The 19,392-nt window shown below is 53.8% G+C and carries 20 protein-coding genes; 6 read left to right on the top strand and 14 right to left on the bottom strand.

Features of this window, described 5'->3' with window-relative positions:
* A complete protein-coding gene (gene gsiD, locus ACOT1A_RS10905; RefSeq protein WP_023299670.1) occupies nucleotides 1–912 on the top strand; it encodes a glutathione ABC transporter permease GsiD in 912 nt (303 codons plus the stop codon).
* A gap of 119 nt (nucleotides 913–1,031) precedes the next feature.
* Here gsiD and rimO read toward each other — a convergent pair whose 3' ends face one another.
* Nucleotides 1,032–2,357 (bottom strand): 30S ribosomal protein S12 methylthiotransferase RimO, encoded by a 1,326-nt coding sequence (gene rimO / locus ACOT1A_RS10910; protein ID WP_105322585.1) that lies wholly within the window; start codon nucleotides 2,355–2,357, stop codon nucleotides 1,032–1,034.
* A gap of 217 nt (nucleotides 2,358–2,574) precedes the next feature.
* Between rimO and bssR the strand changes: the two genes are divergently transcribed.
* Nucleotides 2,575–2,958: a biofilm formation regulator BssR gene (gene bssR, locus ACOT1A_RS10915; RefSeq protein ID WP_022647550.1), complete on the top strand. Its 384-nt coding sequence runs from the start codon at nucleotides 2,575–2,577 to the stop codon at nucleotides 2,956–2,958.
* A 106-nt stretch (nucleotides 2,959–3,064) separates the two neighbouring features.
* The gene (locus ACOT1A_RS10920; protein ID WP_063148416.1) at nucleotides 3,065–4,183 is read left to right on the top strand and encodes a PQQ-dependent sugar dehydrogenase; all 1,119 of its coding nucleotides are present in this window, start codon (nucleotides 3,065–3,067) and stop codon (nucleotides 4,181–4,183) included.
* Here ACOT1A_RS10920 and ACOT1A_RS10925 read toward each other — a convergent pair whose 3' ends face one another.
* Nucleotides 4,184–4,810 carry a glutathione S-transferase family protein gene (locus tag ACOT1A_RS10925; RefSeq protein WP_105322586.1) on the bottom strand — a complete coding sequence of 209 codons (627 nt, stop codon included), beginning with the start codon at nucleotides 4,808–4,810 and terminating at the stop codon, nucleotides 4,184–4,186.
* Between the two features lie 243 nt (nucleotides 4,811–5,053).
* On the opposite strand from ACOT1A_RS10925, the gene dacC reads away from it, so the two are divergent.
* The gene (gene dacC, locus ACOT1A_RS10930) at nucleotides 5,054–6,259 is read left to right on the top strand and encodes a serine-type D-Ala-D-Ala carboxypeptidase (RefSeq protein ID WP_023299674.1); all 1,206 of its coding nucleotides are present in this window, start codon (nucleotides 5,054–5,056) and stop codon (nucleotides 6,257–6,259) included.
* 86 nt (nucleotides 6,260–6,345) lie between these two features.
* Here dacC and deoR read toward each other — a convergent pair whose 3' ends face one another.
* The 3 genes from deoR to ACOT1A_RS10945 all read right to left on the bottom strand — a co-directional run bounded on the left by deoR (nucleotide 6,346) and on the right by ACOT1A_RS10945 (nucleotide 8,516).
* Entirely contained in the window at nucleotides 6,346–7,104 is a 759-nt protein-coding gene (deoR, locus tag ACOT1A_RS10935; protein WP_105322587.1) for a DNA-binding transcriptional repressor DeoR, read from the bottom strand.
* 67 nt (nucleotides 7,105–7,171) lie between these two features.
* Nucleotides 7,172–7,780: an undecaprenyl-diphosphate phosphatase gene (gene ybjG, locus ACOT1A_RS10940; protein ID WP_045308522.1), complete on the bottom strand. Its 609-nt coding sequence runs from the start codon at nucleotides 7,778–7,780 to the stop codon at nucleotides 7,172–7,174.
* Nucleotides 7,781–7,787: 7 nt separating this feature from the next.
* The gene (locus tag ACOT1A_RS10945) at nucleotides 7,788–8,516 is read right to left on the bottom strand and encodes a phosphatase PAP2 family protein (RefSeq protein ID WP_038415736.1); all 729 of its coding nucleotides are present in this window, start codon (nucleotides 8,514–8,516) and stop codon (nucleotides 7,788–7,790) included.
* Nucleotides 8,517–8,683: 167 nt separating this feature from the next.
* Between ACOT1A_RS10945 and ACOT1A_RS10950 the strand changes: the two genes are divergently transcribed.
* Nucleotides 8,684–9,916 (top strand): MFS transporter, encoded by a 1,233-nt coding sequence (locus ACOT1A_RS10950; RefSeq protein WP_105322588.1) that lies wholly within the window; start codon nucleotides 8,684–8,686, stop codon nucleotides 9,914–9,916.
* Between the two features lie 115 nt (nucleotides 9,917–10,031).
* Here the strand turns inward: ACOT1A_RS10950 and ACOT1A_RS10955 are convergent, their stop codons facing one another.
* Entirely contained in the window at nucleotides 10,032–10,844 is an 813-nt protein-coding gene (locus ACOT1A_RS10955; protein WP_022647558.1) for a Cof-type HAD-IIB family hydrolase, read from the bottom strand.
* Entirely contained in the window at nucleotides 10,834–12,048 is a 1,215-nt protein-coding gene (locus ACOT1A_RS10960; protein WP_023299676.1) for an MFS transporter, read from the bottom strand. The genes ACOT1A_RS10955 and ACOT1A_RS10960 overlap by 11 nt, the downstream gene beginning before the upstream one ends.
* Nucleotides 12,049–12,130: 82 nt before the next feature.
* Here ACOT1A_RS10960 and ACOT1A_RS10965 point away from each other — a divergent pair, with 82 nt between their 5' ends.
* On the top strand, nucleotides 12,131–12,682 hold the full coding sequence (locus ACOT1A_RS10965; protein WP_105322589.1) for a TetR/AcrR family transcriptional regulator: 552 nt from the start codon (nucleotides 12,131–12,133) through the stop codon (nucleotides 12,680–12,682).
* Between the two features lie 27 nt (nucleotides 12,683–12,709).
* Here ACOT1A_RS10965 and arsC read toward each other — a convergent pair whose 3' ends face one another.
* The 7 genes from arsC to ACOT1A_RS11000 all read right to left on the bottom strand — a co-directional run bounded on the left by arsC (nucleotide 12,710) and on the right by ACOT1A_RS11000 (nucleotide 19,144).
* On the bottom strand, nucleotides 12,710–13,135 hold the full coding sequence (gene arsC, locus ACOT1A_RS10970) for a glutaredoxin-dependent arsenate reductase (protein WP_105322590.1): 426 nt from the start codon (nucleotides 13,133–13,135) through the stop codon (nucleotides 12,710–12,712).
* A 12-nt stretch (nucleotides 13,136–13,147) separates the two neighbouring features.
* On the bottom strand, nucleotides 13,148–14,437 hold the full coding sequence (locus tag ACOT1A_RS10975) for an arsenic transporter (protein ID WP_023299679.1): 1,290 nt from the start codon (nucleotides 14,435–14,437) through the stop codon (nucleotides 13,148–13,150).
* A 40-nt stretch (nucleotides 14,438–14,477) separates the two neighbouring features.
* Complete coding sequence (locus tag ACOT1A_RS10980; protein ID WP_023305767.1) at nucleotides 14,478–14,798, bottom strand: metalloregulator ArsR/SmtB family transcription factor; 321 nt, start codon at nucleotides 14,796–14,798, stop codon at nucleotides 14,478–14,480.
* Nucleotides 14,799–15,022: 224 nt separating this feature from the next.
* Nucleotides 15,023–15,502 carry an Hcp family type VI secretion system effector gene (locus ACOT1A_RS10985; protein ID WP_023305768.1) on the bottom strand — a complete coding sequence of 160 codons (480 nt, stop codon included), beginning with the start codon at nucleotides 15,500–15,502 and terminating at the stop codon, nucleotides 15,023–15,025.
* Between the two features lie 221 nt (nucleotides 15,503–15,723).
* Entirely contained in the window at nucleotides 15,724–16,431 is a 708-nt protein-coding gene (locus ACOT1A_RS10990) for a hypothetical protein (RefSeq protein ID WP_023305769.1), read from the bottom strand.
* An 821-nt stretch (nucleotides 16,432–17,252) separates the two neighbouring features.
* Entirely contained in the window at nucleotides 17,253–18,155 is a 903-nt protein-coding gene (locus ACOT1A_RS10995; RefSeq protein WP_063849213.1) for a hypothetical protein, read from the bottom strand.
* 170 nt (nucleotides 18,156–18,325) lie between these two features.
* Nucleotides 18,326–19,144 carry an abortive infection family protein gene (locus ACOT1A_RS11000; protein WP_045308519.1) on the bottom strand — a complete coding sequence of 273 codons (819 nt, stop codon included), beginning with the start codon at nucleotides 19,142–19,144 and terminating at the stop codon, nucleotides 18,326–18,328.
* Between the last annotated feature and the right edge of the window lie 248 nt (nucleotides 19,145–19,392).

A 19,392-nucleotide genomic window follows, 5' to 3' on the forward strand; every position in this document is an offset into this window, starting at 1 on the left:
ATGCGATTACTGAACTGGCGTCGCCAGGCCATTTTAAACGCTATGCCGGGGATCAGGCCGGACCATATTCGCACCCCGTGGGTTGAGTTCTGGCGTCGATTCCGTCGTCAGCCCGTCGCTATGGTCGCCGGGTTGTTTGTGTTACTGCTGATCCTGGTGGCGATTATCGCCCCCTGGATAGCCCCATTTGATGCGGAAAATTACTTCGATTACGACCGGCTGAACGATGGACCGTCGATGATGCACTGGTTTGGCGTGGACTCGCTCGGGCGCGATATTTTCAGCCGCGTGCTGGTAGGGGCGCAGATCTCGCTGGCGGCCGGGGTCTTTGCGGTGCTGATGGGCGCAGCGATTGGCACCGTGCTTGGGCTGGTGGCCGGGTACTATGAAGGCTGGTGGGACCGCATCATCATGCGTATCTGCGACGTGCTGTTTGCCTTTCCCGGTATTCTGCTGGCGATTGCCGTGGTGGCGGTGATGGGCAGCGGCATGGCGAACGTCATCATCGCCGTGGCGGTATTCACGATTCCCGCTTTCGCGCGCCTGGTACGTGGCAACACGCTGGTGCTGAAGCAGCAGACCTTTATCGAGTCGGCCCGCAGCATGGGAGCCAGCGATGCCACAATCCTGTTCAGCCATATTCTGCCGGGAACGGTCTCGTCTATCGTGGTCTATTTCACCATGCGCATAGGCGTGTCGATTATCTCGGCGGCCAGCCTGTCGTTTCTGGGGTTAGGCGCACAGCCGCCGACGCCGGAGTGGGGCGCGATGCTGAACGAGGCGCGGGCGGATATGGTGATCGCCCCGCACGTGGCGATCTTCCCGAGCCTGGCGATTTTCCTGACCGTGCTGGCGTTTAACCTGCTGGGGGATGGGCTGCGCGACGCGCTGGATCCGAGGATTAAGGGGTAGGTTTTTGCAGGAACTTACCCCTCACCCTAACCCTCTCCCCTGAGGGGAGAGGGGACTGCTCGGTGCGGTCTGTTCCCCCTCGCCCCTTTGGGGAGAGGGCCGGGGTGAGGGGTTAAAGATTAAACCCGGTTGCCCCACAAATCATACTCGTCGGCGTTTTCAACCTTCACGCGAATAATATCGCCCGGCTTGACGTTGGTTTCCCCGTTCAGGTACACCGCGCCGTCGATTTCAGGCGCATCCGCCATGCTGCGGCCAATCGCGCCTTCTTCGTCCACTTCGTCGATAATGACCAGAATTTCGCGGCCCACTTTCTCCTGCAAGCGTTCAGCAGAGATCTGCTGTTGCAGCTGCATAAAGCGGTTCCAGCGTTCCTCTTTGACCTCTTCCGGTACCTGGTCCGCCAGCTCGTTGGCCGTTGCGCCTTCAACCGGGCTGTACTTGAAGCAGCCCACGCGATCCAGACGCGCTTCTTTCAGGAAGTCGAGCAGCATCTGGAAATCTTCTTCGGTTTCACCCGGGAAGCCAACGATGAAGGTGGAGCGCAGGGTCAGATCCGGGCAGATCTCGCGCCACTGCTTGATGCGCGCCAGCTGGCGGTCAACGGATCCAGGACGCTTCATCAGCTTCAGAATGCGCGGGCTGGCGTGCTGTAACGGGATATCCAGATACGGCAGTATTTTGCCTTCCGCCATCAGCGGAATCACGTCGTCAACGTGCGGGTAAGGGTAGACGTAGTGCAGACGCGTCCAGATCCCGAGCTTAGCAAGCTGCTCGCACAGGCCAACCATGCTGGTTTTTACCGGCTCGCCGTTATGGAAGCCGGAGCGGTGTTTGACGTCCACGCCGTAGGCGGAGGTGTCCTGGGAGATGACCAGTAACTCCTTCACGCCCGCGTCGGCCAGGCGTTTGGCTTCTGCCAGCACCTCGCCAATCGGACGGCTCACCAAATCGCCACGCATCGACGGGATGATGCAGAAGGTGCAGCGATGGTTGCAGCCTTCGGAAATTTTCAGGTAAGCATAGTGGCGCGGCGTCAGCTTCACGCCCTGTTCCGGCACCAGGCTCAGGAACGGGTTGTGCTTTGGCTTTGGTACGTAGTGATGAACATGTTCCAGCACCTGCTCGTAGCTGTGCGGGCCGGTGATCTCCAGTACCTTCGGGTGCACTTCGCGGATCTGATCCACCTTCGCGCCCAGGCAGCCGGTGACAATCACTTTGCCATTTTCCGTCAGGGCTTCACCAATGGCTTCCAGTGACTCCTGGACCGCGCTGTCGATGAACCCACAGGTGTTGACGATCACCATGTCGGCGTTGTCGTAGCTTGGCACCACGTCATAGCCTTCAGTGCGAAGTTCAGTCAGGATGCGTTCGGAATCCACCAGGTTCTTCGGGCAGCCCAGGGAGACAAAGCCGATTTTCGGCGGGTGCGTAACATTGCTCATAGGTTAAAAATTCATCAATTATGGAGTTATCAGGGCGGGATTTTACAGCGTATCGCGGGGGATTTATACACTCTTGATGGCGCAGTTGAGGCGGGCAATCGTTGTAACATTGTAAAGAATGTTAATCAGTTATCGTTTATTGATCTCAGGCATCACATTGTACAAAAAATGACCTTATTATTAATAGGGTAACATGGCTGACAGAGGAGGAAATAGCATGTCCGTTGACAGACTGAAACGCGATCTGCTTAACAAGCTGATCAACGCCCGAATCGACCTGGCTGCATATCTGCAACTCCGCAAGGCGAAAGGGTATATGTCAGTCAGCGAAAGCGAAAATCTGCGTGATAATTTCTTTGAACTTTGCAATTTCATGCGTGATAAAGCACCCATCCTGAAAGCGCACTGCGCTGAAAACGAATTAGTGGCGCTGCGCCGCGCCGCCGAGGTGCTTTCCATCGCCGGGGTCTGTTTGATGAACGGACGTCACGACTGCCCGAATTTTATTGCCGTTAACGCGGAGAAGCTTGAAAACTGCCTGACCACGCTCGCGCTTTGCATCATGTGTCTGAACAAGCCGGAAACGCTTGCCCGACACTGAACCTGGGGGAGGCAACTCCCCCTTTTGATTAAGCTTTTGTAAAAGTGTTAACGCACCCGGGAACAGTGGCTAATCTTTAAGCCATATGCCGATAAAGGAGTGCGTTATGCCTCGATCCTCGCTGCTTTTCCTCCCTGTACTGTTATTCCCGCTTTCGCTGCTTGCGGCGCCCGAGACGGTTAAGGTCGACGTGCTACAGACAAAACTGGATCACCCCTGGTCGCTGGCGTTTCTGCCTGATAATAAGGGGCTGCTGATCACGCTAAAAGACGGGCAGCTTAAGCACTGGCAGGCAGGGAAAGGGCTCTCCGATCCGATTGTCGGCGTGCCGAAGGTCTGGGCGAGCGGCCAGGGCGGATTGCTGGACGTGGTGCTGGCCCCGGATTTTGAACAATCACGGCGGATCTGGCTCAGTTTCGCCGAGGCGGGTGATGATGGAAAAGCGGGCACCGCGGTGGGCTACGGGCGGTTGAGCGATGACCTCTCGCGCATTGAGGGCTTCCAGGTGGTGTTCCGACAGATGCCGAAGCTCTCTACTGGCAACCACTTTGGTGGACGGCTGGTGTTCGACGGCAAAGGCCATCTCTTTATTGGCTTAGGTGAAAACAACCAGCGCCCGACGGCGCAGGATCTGGATAAGCTTCAGGGCAAGGTGGTGCGCCTGACGGAGGACGGGAAAGTGCCGCCGGATAACCCGTTTGTGAACACCGCCGGTGCACGGCCTGAAATCTGGTCTTACGGCATTCGCAACCCGCAGGGGATGGCGATGAACCCGTGGAGCGACGCGCTGTGGCTTAATGAACACGGCCCTCGCGGCGGGGATGAGATCAACATTCCTGAAAAAGGCAAAAACTACGGCTGGCCGATGGCCACGCACGGGATCAACTACAGCGGCCTGAAAATCCCGGAAGCGAAAGGCGAGCACGTTGAGGGCACTGAAAAACCGCTGTTTGTCTGGAAAGTGTCGCCCGCCGTCAGCGGCATGGCGTTCTACAACAGCGACGTCTTCCCGCAGTGGAAAAACAAGCTGTTTATCGGCGCGCTGAAGGAGAAAGACGTCATCGTGCTGAGCGTGAAGGGCAATACCGTGACGGAGGACGGGCGCATTCTTGGGGATAAAGATCATCGAATTCGCGATGTGCGCGTCGGGCCGGATGGTTACCTGTACGTGCTGACCGACGAGACGGACGGGCAGCTTTGGAAAGTCAGCCCGTCCGGGTCGTAATCAGGTCACCGGGATCATCACCACGTTGCGATACGCCGGGCGCTCGCTGAGCTGCTGGATCCAGCGCTGAAGGTGAGGGCGCGGGGTCCAGCTGAGACCCATGTTAGTGAGGTTCCAGACGAAAGGGGCGACGGCGATATCGCCCACGCCGAACGTGTCGCCGGAGAACCAGGTATGCTTCGCCAGTTCGTCGTTCATCATCGCAAACAGCGACTCGCACGCGTCCTGGGCGGCATGAATGGCGGGATAATCACGATCGGCTTCCGGCTTACGGATAAGCCCCATCAGGATCACGCGGTGCGTTGGGGAAAGCGTCTGGTTTGCCCAGTCCATCCATTTTTCGCCCTGCGCGCGCTGGGCTGGATTTTCTACCCACAGCCGACCCTGGCCGTACTGCGCGGCGAGGTATCGCACGATGGTGTTAGACTCCCACAGCGTGGCGTCTGTCTCGTCATCGCGCAGTAGCGGCACCAGTCCGTTTGGGTTCATCGCCAGGTAGTCCGCGTCTTTATTCACGCCAAACTCCAGGCCCGCCATAACCTGCTTAAACGGTAAATCCAGCTCTTCCAGCGTCCAGAGCACTTTTTTCACGTTGGTCGAATTGTTCCTGCCCCACAGCGTAATCATATTTACTCCCGATGAGATGTGAATCCGAGTCAGCTTTTCGCCATGGTGAGATAAACCTAACAATTACGCAACAGATGCTAAAAAAAACACCGCAATCAAAGCGTATCTGAATGTTATTGCATAAACTTTAAAAACTTTACCTGGAACAGGTTTCTTTGAAGGCTGTAGTGCGCTATTACTCATCGCTTCTTGCGACACGGTGATTGTGACGTGATTTTTAGAATGGACACTCGGGTGGCATTTATGACGCAAAAAACTTCCTCTCTGCGCAGCCTGGCGGCAGGCTCGGCGCTGCTTTTCCTTTTTGCCCCAACGCTCCATGCGGCGGAACAGACAGCGCCCGAAGCGCCGCCTGTTGATGCGCGCGCCTGGATCCTGATGGATTACGCCAGCGGGAAAGTGCTGGCGGAAGGTAACGCCGACGAAAAACTCGACCCGGCGAGCCTGACGAAAATTATGACCAGCTATGTGGTCGGCCAGGCGTTGAAAGCGGGCAAGATCAAGCTGAATGACATGGTCACCGTCGGGAAAGATGCCTGGGCGACCGGTAATCCGGCGCTGCGCGGCTCGTCCGTGATGTTCCTGAAGCCTGGCGACCAGGTCTCCGTGTCCGATCTGAATAAAGGGGTCATTATTCAGTCGGGAAATGATGCCTGTATTGCGCTGGCCGATTACGTCGCGGGCAGTCAGGACTCATTTATTGGGCTGATGAATGGCTACGCGAAAAAACTGGGTCTGACCAATACCACTTTTAAAACTGTTCACGGCCTGGATGCGCCGGGTCAGTTCAGTACCGCGCGCGATATGGCGCTGCTGGGCAAAGCGCTGATCCATGACGTGCCGGATGAGTACGCTATCCATAAAGAGAAAGAGTTCACCTTCAACAATATCCGCCAGCCTAACCGTAACCGTCTACTGTGGAGCAGTAACGTTAACGTGGACGGCATGAAAACCGGTACAACTGCCGGGGCCGGATACAACCTGGTGGCTTCTGCGACGCAGGGCGATATGCGCCTGATCTCAGTGGTGCTGGGAACGAAAACCGACCGTATTCGTTTTAACGAATCCGAAAAACTGCTGACCTGGGGTTTCCGCTTCTTTGAAACCGTCACGCCGATTAAGCCGGACGCCACCTTCGTCAGCCAGCGTGTCTGGTTTGGTGATAAAAGTGAAGTGAACCTGGGAGCGGGTGAAGCGGGTTCCGTCACCATTCCACGCGGTCAGCTGAAAAACCTGAAAGCCAGCTATACCCTGACCGAGCCACAGCTCACCGCACCGCTGAAAAAAGGTCAGGTGGTCGGGACGATAGATTTCCAGCTTAACGGCAAATCTATTGAGCAGCGTCCGCTGGTGGTAATGGAAGCGGTGGAAGAGGGCGGCTTCTTCAGCCGGATGTGGGACTTTGTGTTAATGAAATTCCACGGCTGGTTTGGCAGCTGGTTCAGCTAAGTTTTTGCCGGGTGGCGGCTTCGCCTTACCCGGCCTACAACGGCTCGAATGTAGGCCGGGTAAGCGCAGCGCCACCCGGCATAACCTCAATACATCAACTTCACCTGCTGCGCTTTCGCGTATGCCACCAGCTCGTCATCCGGGCGGCAATCACTGACGATGGCGTCAAAGCGCGACAGTTCTCCCATCCTTGCCGGACGGACCTTGCCAAATTTACTGTGATCAACCACCAGCACATGCTGCTGCGCGGCGTTGAGCGCCCACTGTTTCACCGGTAACTCTTCAAGATTAAAACAGGTTGCCCCCTGTTTCACATTCACGCCCGCCGCAGAGTAAAAGGCGATATCAGGGCATACATTGCTCAGCGTGTCCTGAATATTCAGCGGCTTGAAGATGGCGTTGCTGACATGAAACTCGCCGCCACACAAAATCACCCGGCATGCTGGTTTCTCCTGCAAAGCCAGGAAGGTATTTAGCGAATAACAGACGGCGGTAAAGGGAACGGTGCTGTCGATGGCCTCGATGATCCACGGGGTTGTCGTACCGCAGTCAAAAAACAGCGTTTGATGCGGCTGCACCAGCGAGGCGGCGAGCCGCGCGGCTTTGCGCTTCTCTTCCACCAGGCGTGTTTTTTGATCGCTTAACAGATAATGGCTGGCGCTACGCGGCTCCAGAACAATATACCCGCCAAGCAGCACAACGGGGGCGCTGTCGCTGTTCAGATCGCGACGAATGGTCATTTCAGACACGCCAAGCAGGGAAGCGGCTTCCTTAAGATGCAGCTTATCGCTGCGCTTCAGCGCCTGAAGCAGCTGAGCAATGCGGTCATCGCGACGTGTTTCCATAGATCCTCGGGCTAAAAAAGTGAGCCCCCGCAGGGCGGGGGCTCAAGTGTAACCTGACGGACCGGGGTTAGTCACGTATCCAGCCTTTGCGGATCGGAAGAGCAAACAGAACGCGATAGGCCTGTGATAATGCACGATAAAGCGCCGGGCCAAAGAGGCTCCACAGGATGGCTGCGCTGACGCAGCCCATCAGCCCCACCAGGAAACCGCCGACCATATCCAGCGGCCAGTGCACCCCCAGGTAGACGCGGGACCAGGCGATGGCGACTGCCACGCCCATCAGCACTACGCCGGACCACAGGCGATGCCAGAACAGGAAGGCCAGCGCAAAGGTGAAGATCACCGTGCCGTGATCGCTCGGGAACGAGTCATCCGGCGCATGGTGCAGGAAGTTGTAGCCGACGCGATCGACAAACGGACGATCGTGCGGGAAGGCGTGACCCAGCACGTAGCTTGCCAGCACGCTCACGCCAATTGCCATCGCCATTTTGATCACCAGATGGCGCTGGGCGGTGACCTGTGTACGAGGTCCCCATAACCAGAGGATCACCGCCAGCGCCGGTACAATGCTAATCAGATCTTTCGCAATGAAGGTGGCGAGATCGATCATCCATTCCGGTGACGACGGCGTGGCGTTGAGCAGGTAAAACAGTTCGTAGTTCAGATTTTCTAACATAATCTCGTTACTCTTTAGCAAACCGGGCGGAAACCAGCCCGTAAACCAGCACCTGGGAAAACCAGACCCACCACCCGGCCCACAGGTTGTGAGAGAAAAAATGCGCGCCGCGCATGACCTGCCCGAAGCCCATCACCAGCCCCATAACAACGCCTGACGCGACAAAGGACCATGCCAGGCGCGGACGTTCACGCCAGAAGGCAAAAAACAGCCCCATCACCATAAACCCGCTGGAGGCGTGGCCGCCGGGAAAGCAGCGTCCCGGTCCGCTGTCTGCCGGAACGGCGCTGAACAGGGGATACGAAACGGACCTGCCGCCATATTCCACCAGATCCCACGGACAGCTGTGGTGGCTTATGCTTTTCAGCACCCCTACTACCAGCGCACCCAGCCCCATCAGAAGCGCGGCCGTTACCAGTCGGGCATTGCGTTTGTAAGCGCCGTAAATCAGCGATGCGGCAGCGATAACAATGGTCACATATTTCGCCAGCCGATGGTTCAGCAGATCCAGCAGCGGGTTTTGCTGTAGCGGAAAATGATGCGTCGCTGCGTCATACCAGAAACCGGTTATCCATCGGTCAAGCGATTCATCGCGCGAAAGCCAGGTAAAAAGCACCGCAAGGGCAATAAGCACGAAAAGTTGATAACCATAAAAGCGGGGAGGCAAACGGTAAAGACGTTTTGTCTTATTTGTCGGTAACTTAGATAATTCTGAAGGGCTGACGGCGTGTGTCATAGTTTCGGTCAATAACGTGAAATAGCACTATCATAGGGAGGGCAACTTAAGGAAACCTTAAACAACAACGATAAGTGCGTTATTTCTGTTTTTTCACGTTAATTTGCTATCTCAGACAGCGGCAATTCATTACACTCATCGCGATTTTTTCATACTAAAGAGATTGCATGATAAACCGTTCTTCTTCCGGTAATCGTCTGGGTCGTCAGGCGTTACTTTTTCCTCTGTGTCTGGTGCTTTACGAATTCTCTACCTACATCGGCAACGACATGATCCAGCCCGGCATGCTGGCTGTGGTTGAGCAGTACAACGCAGGTATTGAGTGGGTACCGACATCCATGACCGCCTATCTGGCGGGCGGCATGTTTTTACAGTGGCTGTTAGGGCCGCTGTCGGATCGTATTGGCCGCCGTCCGGTGATGCTGACGGGCGTAGTGTGGTTTATCGTCACCTGTCTCGCCACGCTGCTGGCGCAGAGTATTGAGCAGTTCACGCTGCTGCGTTTCCTTCAGGGCGTGAGCCTGTGCTTTATTGGCGCCGTGGGCTATGCCGCTATTCAGGAGTCGTTTGAGGAGGCGGTGTGTATCAAAATTACCGCGCTGATGGCAAACGTGGCACTGATTGCACCGCTTCTTGGGCCGCTGGTGGGAGCCGCATGGATTCACGTCGCGCCGTGGGAGGGGATGTTCGTCCTCTTTGCCGCGCTTGCGGCTATCTCTTTCTTTGGCCTGTACCGTGCGATGCCGGAAACCGCCACCCGCCTGGGCGAAAAGCTCTCGCTTAAAGAGCTGGGGCGGGATTATAAGGCAGTGCTGAAAAACGGTCGTTTTGTCGCGGGCGCGCTGGCGACGGGGTTTGTCAGCCTGCCACTGCTGGCGTGGATTGCCCAGTCGCCGGTCATTATCATCAGCGGCGAACAGCTTAGCAGCTATGAGTATGGCCTGTTACAGGTGCCGATTTTTGGCGCGCTGATTATCGGTAACCTGGTGCTGGCGCGTCTGACGTCACGCCGTACCGTGCGTTCGCTGATTATTTTGGGCGGCTGGCCCATAGCGGCAGGGCTGATTATCGCGGCGGTGGCGACCGTAGCCTCGTCTCATGCGTACCTGTGGATGACGGCGGGGCTGAGTGTTTACGCGTTTGGTATCGGCGTGGCGAATGCTGGCCTGGTGCGCCTGACGCTGTTCGCCAGTGAAATGAGTAAAGGCACGGTGTCTGCCGCGATGGGGATGCTGCAAATGCTGATTTTCACCGTCGGTATTGAGGTGAGCAAACATGCCTATGCTTTCGGCGGTAACGGGCTGTTCAGCCTGTTCAACCTCGCAAACGGTGTGCTGTGGGTAGGGCTGATGGTGGTGTTCCTGAAGGACAAACGCGTCGGAAGCGCACTGCAACCGTAATCCTTATTCCCTCTCCCTGTGGGCTGAGGGTTCCCCACAAATTAATGCGAGCACTGAGCAATCCCCTCGCCCCTCCGGGGAGAGGGTTAGGGTGAGGGCACCAGACCGCACGGAATCAATTAAACGGCGCCTTCCCCTCCAGCACCATATCAATCACGTCCAGCACCCCTTCGTCATTATTGTTCGGCGCTTCATAGCGGGCCACAGCCTTTATATGCGGTCTGGCGTTGGCCATCGCGAAGCCAAACCCAGCCTGGCGCAGCATCTCCACGTCGTTACCGCTGTCGCCAAAGGCCACCACTTCACTGTCCTCAATGCCCCAGCGCGCTTGCAGGATCCGCAGGCCGTTAGCTTTGTGCACGCCAGGGATTATCAGGTCGATACTGCCGTGACCCGTGGTCACCGGCACCATGATGTCACCAAGCTTCTCATGCAGCAGCGCCTGAATGCGCGGTATTTCGTCGTCAGAGACGTTAAGCCCGAACTTGAAGAAAATATCGTTGAGGTTGTCAAAGCTGCTGACGCTTTCAAGGCGGTGATAGTATTTCGCCGCAATCTCTTTGAAGAGGTCGTTATACGTTTTCAGCGTGTAGGCGCTGTTTTTTCCGCAGGCAATTATCTCAATGCCGGGCACGTCGTTTAACAGGGTGGCGACGGTCAGAAAATGCTCTTTCGACAGTTCGCCGTTAAACACGTCTTCGCCCGCATCCACCACCCAGCCGCCGTTTTCGGCGACGAAGGCGATTTCATGGGCGATCTCGGGGAAAAATGAGATCAGCTGGTAGTACTGGTTTCCGCTGGCGACCACAAAACGGATGCCTTGCGCTTTCATGCGCGCGTACTGCGCCAGAAAACGCGCGCGATTATAGGTTTTCGCATCGCTCAGGAAGGAGCCATCCATGTCGACTGCAATCAGTTTAACGCTCATATCCCTTCTCCATTGTCGTTTGTTCTGCTTCCGGTTTTGCCACCGCACGCGCCACCAGGGCGGCAATAATCACTAACCCTAACACCACCAGCATGGCGCTGCGCAACCCGTAGTGCTCACCGAGGAATCCAAGCAACGGTGGCCCCACCAGGAAGGCAAGGTAGCCCGTGGTCGCCACAACGCTCACGCGCGTCGGCGCATCGGGACCGGTATCGCTGGCAGCGGAAATGGTCAGTGGGAAGCCAAGGGAGGCGCCCAGCCCCCACAGGATCACCGACACACCGGCAATCCAGTCCACATCCACAAAGATGATCATCGCGATGCCCAGCCCACCCAGCAGGGCGCTGGCACGGACGACCGCCACGCGGCTGTAACGGTCGATAAACCAGCCGCCGGTAAAGCGTCCGACGGTCATGCCGAGCGTAAATCCAGCGTAGATCAGCGAGCCGGAGGTGGGGCTAAATCCGTGCCCGTCCACCATCAGCAACGGTAGCCAGTCGTTGGCGGAGCCTTCAGCAAATGCCATCGCCAGCACCACCACGCCAATCAGCATTAGCTGGAAATCACGATAGAAGGGCAACCCTTTTGCCGCAGACTTCTGTTCGTCCGAGGCGTGTTGTCCTGTGCCTGCGGGAATAGCCCTGATGCCGGTGAGGATCGGGATAATACAGACCAGCGCCGCCAGCAAAATGTGCACATTGGCCGCAATGCCCAGCGCCGTCAGCGCCATCCCCACGCCCGCGCCCGCCAGCGTGCCGAGACTGTAAAAGCCATGCATCATGGGCAGCACCGTTTTGTTCATCGCCTGTTCGACGGCGGCCCCCTCGACGTTAATGGCCACTTCAGCCGCACCAAAGCTGCCGCCAAATACCATCAGCCCAAGGGCAAACATCAGCGGCGAGGCGAACCACAGCGCCACGCTCAAAGCGAACATTCCCACCACGGCGCAGCACATGGTGGTACGGATCACCGCGCGCGTGCCAAAGCGCTTCACCAGCCAGGCCGAGCAGAGGATGCCGCTCATCGAGCCAATCGACAGGCCAAACAGCACGATCCCCATCTCCGCCGTCGAGACGGATAGCGTATCGCGGATTGCCGGGGTGCGCGTTGCCCAGGAAGCCATCAGCAGCCCGGGGATGAAGAAGAACATAAACAGCGCCCACATGCGCAGATGCAGGGCTTTGCGAGGAGAAGTTAGCGTCATTGGGATCAGCACCAGAAGTACAACAATAGCGACAACACTAGCAACTTTGTGTACATTTGTACATAAACCGGATGAGGATTTTATGAGCAGACCACCAAACGACCCTAACCGCCGCGAGAAGATACTCCAGGCGACGCTGGACACCATTGCTGAGCACGGTATTCATGCCGTCACGCACCGCAAAATTGCCAGCTGCGCAGGCGTACCGCTGGGGTCGATGACCTACTATTTCGACGGGATGGAGTCGCTTCTGGAGGAGGCGTTCACGTGGTTTACGCAGCAGATGTCTCAGCAGTACCGGGATTTCTTCGCGGGGGTGACCGGGCGGGAGAGGGCGTGCGAGGCCATTACCACGCTGATCCACAGTTCAGCCGTGACCACGCCACACAATATGGCGCTGATGTATCAGCTGTACGCTTTTATGCACCGCAGCGCCGCGCTGAAAACGGTGATGCAGGACTGGATGAAGATGAGCCAGACTACGCTTGAGCAGTGGTTTGATCCGGCCACCGCCCGTGCGCTGGATGCGTTTATCGAGGGGATGACGCTGCATTTTGTAACCGACCGGTCGCCGTTAACCCGGGAGGAGATCCGGGCGATGGTGGGGCGGATTGCAGGCGAGGATACCGTCTGATAGCGCTCGCCCCGGCTACGCCTGATGTCAGGAGATTTTTTTCCCGCTGGCGTCAACGACGACTTCGCCATCTTCCTTCGTAAATGCCCCTTTTTGCTCGTCCGGAAGGATGTCGAGAACGACTTCAGAAGGGCGGCACAGGCGGGTACCCAGCGGCGTCACCACAATCGGACGGTTAATCAGAATGGGGTATAGCAGCATGAAATCAATAAGCTGGTCATCAGTGAAATTTCCCCCGGCAAGGCCCAGTTGCTCGTAAGGCTCGACGTTTTTGCGCAGCAGATCGCACACGGGAATCCCCATGTCTGCAATCAGCCTGGTCAGTTCATCACGCGACGGTGGGTTCTCAAGATAGAGAATAATTTCGGGTTCCGTACCGCTGTTGCGGATCATCTCCAGCGTATTGCGCGACGTGCCGCAGGCCGGGTTGTGGTAGATAGTGATGTTGCTCATATCCGTTACTCATTACAGTGTGAAGGAGAGACGTAGCGCCAGCGCGGCGAGCGTCACAAACAGAACCGGCAGCGTCATTATGATGCCCGTCCTGAAATAGTAGCCCCAGGTAATGGTCATGTTTTTCTGTGCCAGCACATGAAGCCATAGCAGGGTAGCCAGGCTACCGATGGGGGTGATTTTCGGCCCCAGATCGCAGCCAATCACGTTAGCGTAAATCATCGCCTCCTTAATCAAGCCTGTTGCCGCACTACCCTCAATGGAGAGCGCGCCGATCAATACCGTTGGCATATTGTTCATTATGGATGACAGAAAGGCGGTGATAAATCCGGTTCCCAGCGTAGTGGCCCAGAGTCCATGTCCGGCTAAGCGATCAAGAACGCCTGAAAGAGACTCCGTCAGCCCGGCATTACGCAGGCCATACACCACCAGATACATCCCCAGCGAAAAGATAACGATCTGCCAGGGTGCGCCGCGCAGCACTTTCCCGGTGTTGATGGCGTGCCCGCGTTTCGCAACGGCAAATAAAATCAGCGCGCCAGTTGTTGCGATAGCGCTGACCGGGATACCCAGAGGTTCAAGCACAAAGAAACCGACGAGCAGTAGCAGCAGCACGATCCAGCCCGTTCTGAACGTCGGCAGGTCATGAATGGCCCGTGCGGGCTCGCGGAGTTTTGCCAGGTCATATTCCGGCGGTATTTCCTTGCGGAAGAACAGATGCAGCATTACCAGCGTCGCGGCAATTGCGGCGATATCAACCGGGATCATCACCGAGGCGTATTCGCTAAAGCCCAGCTTAAAGAAGTCCGCTGAGACGATGTTGACCAGGTTGGAGACAATCAGCGGCAGGCTGGCGGTATCGGCGATAAATCCCGCCGCCATCACGAACGCCAGCGTGGCCTGCTTGCTGAATCCCAGCGCCAGCAGCATGGCGATAACGATAGGCGTCAGGATCAATGCCGCACCGTCATTGGCGAACAGCGCCGCCACGGCCGCACCCAGCAGCACGATCCAGGTAAACAGCAACCGCCCGCGACCGTTTCCCCAGCGAGCAACGTGCAGCGCCGCCCACTCGAAAAAACCGGACTCATCCAGCAGCAAACTGATAACGATTACCGCGATAAACGTGGCCGTCGCATTCCAGACGATGTTCCAGACCACCGGAATGTCGTTAACGTGGATCACACCGCTCGCCAGCGCCAGCGCGGCGCCAATGGTGGCACTCCAGCCGATACTGAGCCCTTTGGGCTGCCAGATAACCAGTACCAGCGTAAACAGAAAAATAGCCCCTGCCAGAAACATCTTTTACTCCGTTATATCTGTTTTTGTGAATGTGTTGTGATCAGCACGAGCCCGGGAGGCGGTTTTTCAGCTTCATACGTGTCTCTTCTCGCAGGCAGTTCCAGCTGGTGTCGATAACGGTTGCCGCCCATGCAGGCATGTTGGGAGAGAGACGGTAGTAGATCCACTTACCCTCGCGACGGTCGATGGCCAGCCCGGCCTCGCGCAGTAAGGCCATGTGGCGGGAGACTTTCGGCTGCGGCTCGTTGGTAGCGGAGCAGAGATCGCAGACGCACAACTCGCCCGCTTCACGCAGAAGCATGACGATGGAGAGCCGCGTTTCATCGGAGAGGGTTTTGAAGAGCTGGAGCGGGTGGAGCATTCTGTCATCCTGAATGTTTTGTGTCATATGCATTAAATCATATGTGATTGTAGTAAAGGAGAGAAGAAGGAGATAGCAGGAAGGATAAAAAAGCGACTGGAGGACTCGCTAAGGTCAAAATAGTCTTTATGGCTTGTCCGGACTACTCCTGATAGTCATGGGAAAGAAACCGCCCCAGGGGGACGGTTTCTTTATATCTGCTCACTTTCAACGCTCTTCTGTGCTCAGGCGCAGCAGCGATCGTTCCAGGTGTCACGGTAAATGATATTCCCCTCCGTGTACTTCCATGAGATTGCTTCGTAACGCAATTCGAGCGTTTCAAGATGGGTGCTGCTCATCCCGTTAGGGGTCATGAAGGGTGCCACTGTCGTGAACTTAACGTTTTCCATCACGATATTGAAATATTCGGCCTCGATCCCGGACTCCAGAATGCGGTACATCTTAATGATCCCCTTCTTCATAACTCTCCCTTCGCACACGGCGCGGTAAAGAAGCGGGGTAGTCTGATCAAATTCTTTAACTATCGTAATAGGGCGATGGACGCGCGTGCCGGTGAGTTTACCCCAGCTTGGATCAACCGGAATGGTTACACCGTGGGAGAACGATTTTAGCTCTATGGAACCAAGACGCGTGGGCATCATGCAGCTACCGATAATCGGCGAACCGTTCTCGTCTTCTAGCCATAGGTGTGCGGGTGTAGACATGTAATTTCCTTATTAGTAAGCGTAACGCATTGATGTTCCTCAATGCCATATCCAGTAAGCCAGTCCCAGTGTTACCAGGTAAAACAGGAGGATGAATCCCTGGCTAACCTCAGGGAAGTAAACGTCAAGGACATAGCCAAAAATGAACGTGAGGATGATCGGGACATAGGTCCAGAAGAAAAACTGAGCCTGAGATTTGAACCAGCGTCTTAAAAAGCCCATCAGTGTCTACCCATTAGCTTCAGGATCGTGTCAGCAGCATCATAAGGGCTTTGACTGTCAGTCCATTGCTGGGTTAGCACGCCCGCGCGCATAAAAGCAGGCTCCACCAGGAAATACATCATCTCCAGTTCTCGCAGGTATAACGCTTGATAGTAGGCGGGATGCATCACTTGCAGGCGATGAGCGCTGTCAGCAGCTTTTTGCACAACCCCGTATATCCCCAGCCCTCCAATAGCCGCGCCCGTTAATCCTGAAACGACCTTTAACCCTGAAGGTGGAAGGGTCACATAGAGGCAAACAGTCGATGCGACGCCTGCAGAGAATGAATACGAGGTTAGCGTGCTGGTGGATATATAAACGTTAGCGCGCATTAGAGCATGCTGTATCGCTGATAATTCTGCCGGGGAATAATCCTTAACCAGCTCCTCTACGTACGTGTTGATTAGGTCAAAGACGATGTTCCAGCGAGAAACGAGATGGAATATGCCCTTTCGGAATCGAGCGTCCTCCAGGTTTTGTCGGGTGCATACATCGTAATATTCATCAGTAAAGCAGGAGGTGTAGTACAGCAGGCGTTGGGCACCGGCACCTATATTATTCAGGTGGCTCTTTACCTCTTCACCTACATCACGTACCGCCCGGTCCAGCTTCATTGCCAGTATCTTTTGGCTCTGAAGCTGGCGGATGATCTCTTCAGAATGGTACATGCTTACTGACCTCGCACTTCAGCTCAATTGAGCGATTTTTTGCTGCATCCCCTAAGACCGGCATTGCTATTACTGAACTTGAAAACTGCATTCCTGTCCCCTCCATAGTGTTTCTATCCGCTCCAGCGTATATCTGTAACTAATATGGAAGTTCAAAGCAGATCATGTTTATGAAAAGCGGGGTATTTTTAGGATAATGACTTGATGTTTTTTTACCAATATGCGATTTATCGGCGAGCTTTTAGTGCGAATAGATAAGTTCAACATTGAGTGACTCGTTCCAAAATCCAACAGAAATATCATCACATACAGACTTTGCCACGCGCAACTAGTAGCGCTCTGGCGTGTTCCAGCCTTTCAGGCAGTTAGCGCCACCCTTAAAGCAGATCGAGCCCCCAGCAGGGCGCTGGCGCGTCACAGCACGGCCAAAAAAATCTTTCCCAGACCAAAACCGCACTACACCGCACCCGCCTGCGGTTTTTGGAACATAAAAATTTTTCAGTTTTATTTTTCTACAAACCAGACCGCCAGACCGCGCCAGTGCTGGCGGCCTTGCGGAAAACCGCAACTGAAAAGATTGAAAAGAATTTCAGTTTTTTTCACTTTTATGGATCTGTGGAGAATCTAATGAAACATGTAACCATCTGAAAAAAATGACATTTTGAATTTTAAGTGAAAAAAGAAGATCAAATTTTATGAGGCGAGAAGCTCAGGGAAAACCCGCAGGGTGAGAACTGGTGCGGGTTTTCCATTAGGCAAGAACCTATGAAAAACTGAAAAGATTATCAGTGTTAGGATACACATGATTTTATGGGGGCACGTTAGGAATGTAACTGGCCAAGTCGTTTCAAAGCCCTCTCTTCATTAAAATTACAGAGTATGTAACTTCTAATCTCTGCGCCCAATTTCTCATGAACGTAGGGGTAATGATGCTCGTCGATATAAAACTGTATATTGCAGTTATCAATGAATTCACCTAGTTCGTATATTTCATTTTTAATAACAGGTTGATAGTTGTACCTGTTTTGATAACTAACAAAGGGAATGTTGAATATATGTTCTTCATCAAAGGTGTTATCTTGAAAAATTTTCATCAACATTTTAAGTCCATCAGGGTTGAAATCAAATAATTCATCAACTTCTTTTCGATGTTTGAATTCAAATAATTGGTTGATTACATTTTTATATAGCGGATTAATAGTGCAGAAAGTGGTTTTTTTATCTAGTCGGTGTAGTGGCAATATAATCTTACTTTCAAGGAGTCCCATGAATGCCTTATTGTGCTCAGATTCACTATATGATTCCAGAGCAATTGTGCAATCACTTTTATTGAGCTTTAACATTATATTTTTGGCTTGGAATGAATAGTCATTGAAGCTACTTTTAAATAAGTCTAATTTCTTGCGCTCGCTTATCTCTTTTTCTGCTGCTTGTTTTTGAAGGTCCAATTTATTCTTTCTGAGTTGTATTCTGTTTTTGGTGAAACTGTATAGGAAGTCTACTGAGTTGAATAGAATGGAAGATGTCAAAGCTCCAAATGAAAAACCAATTACTGTAATTAATCCTAATGATAATTCGCTGGGTAGCTTAAATGGGGTCAGCATTGGTGCAATAAAAACCCAGCAGAAAATGATCGAACCAGCGATTATCAGCAGCCTGAGTGACGATCTAAATGAAACAAGATTTGTTAAGTGCGATAGAACCGTTGCTAAAGGGTCAGCCATTGAGTCCTCCTCAGTTTGTAACCAGTTATCATATATGAATTATTAAGCATCAGGACTAAGGCGCATAGAGTGTCATACATCACAAACAGATAAATCTAGTGCGACACTTTTGTGTCACTCATTTCTCGGCCAACAAATACTTACTTGAATGCTTAGGTTTATTCAAAGTATCACGGGCTTTTTTGTTTCTGTTCATCCCAAGATTCGAGAATGAACATAGTCAAGGTATGTGCGGCATTTATAGCTAACCTAGCGTGGCGAGGCTTTAAGTTATAGATTTTTCTCCCGGCTCCGTGAGCTGAACTTGCGTGAGTTCGTAGGGCACCAATCCCATCAGTCAACGAATAAAGGCCACTAAGAATGCGTTTGAGGTCTTCATCTTCAACTGCTTTAGTATCAAGCCCTAAAGACTCGCGAACAACTTTCCATAGTCCCTGGAGATCTTGCTTAGCTGGAACCTGAAGTTTTTCATCGGCAATAAACACTTTGAAGGTAGATTCCATAATGTTACAGGCTGCGGATACTGCTTCTCTCGGATCAGTGTGGATATTCTCAAGTGCCCTGGAAAACTCCATCTCTACTGCGGGAATGTTGCGTTTACCAATTGCCTCTTTTAGGGTGACAGAAGTTATCGATGCTCCATCAGAAATATGTCCGCCAGTTAGATATCGCAATCCATATCGACCAAGCAAATCAGTCATTTTTTCGGCAAAATCAACCTTGGGTTGCTCCCAACCGAATATGCTGCCTTTAGGCTGATCAGCTTCCATGTAGCCTTCTATCAATCTGCCAAGGATTGCTAATGGGTCGTCACATTCTTTGTTGATTCTTCTCAGCCAGTCCTGTGCTTTCGCCGCTTTCGCTAAATCAGGAGCATCGCCAGGTGCATCAGCGTACATGAACAAACTGTTCATGGTTGCGTGAGTTTCGACTGAGCCCATATGGTCAGATAAAACCGAAATAACTGGCTGTGGAATTTGTCGTCCCATATAGACTCCATCAACGTGATTACGCGCTGCCGCCATTTTGTCGCCAATGGCTTTAGTGAAAGGTTATAAGTGGTTGGTTTTCAGGGGATAATATAGCAGGCAACAAAAAACCCATCAACCTTGAACCAAAAATGGCGGGGTTGATGGGCTCCACAAATTGGGGACATCAAAGAAAAGCAGTGGCACTAGTTATGACTGCACCCTGCGTAAAAAGTTCTGCGCGTAACGAAAATTTTTTCAGCCACACG

The sequence above is a fragment of the Enterobacter cloacae complex sp. SYL003 genome (assembly GCF_049236925.1).
GTDB classification, from domain to species: Bacteria; Pseudomonadota; Gammaproteobacteria; order Enterobacterales; family Enterobacteriaceae; genus Enterobacter; species Enterobacter intestinihominis.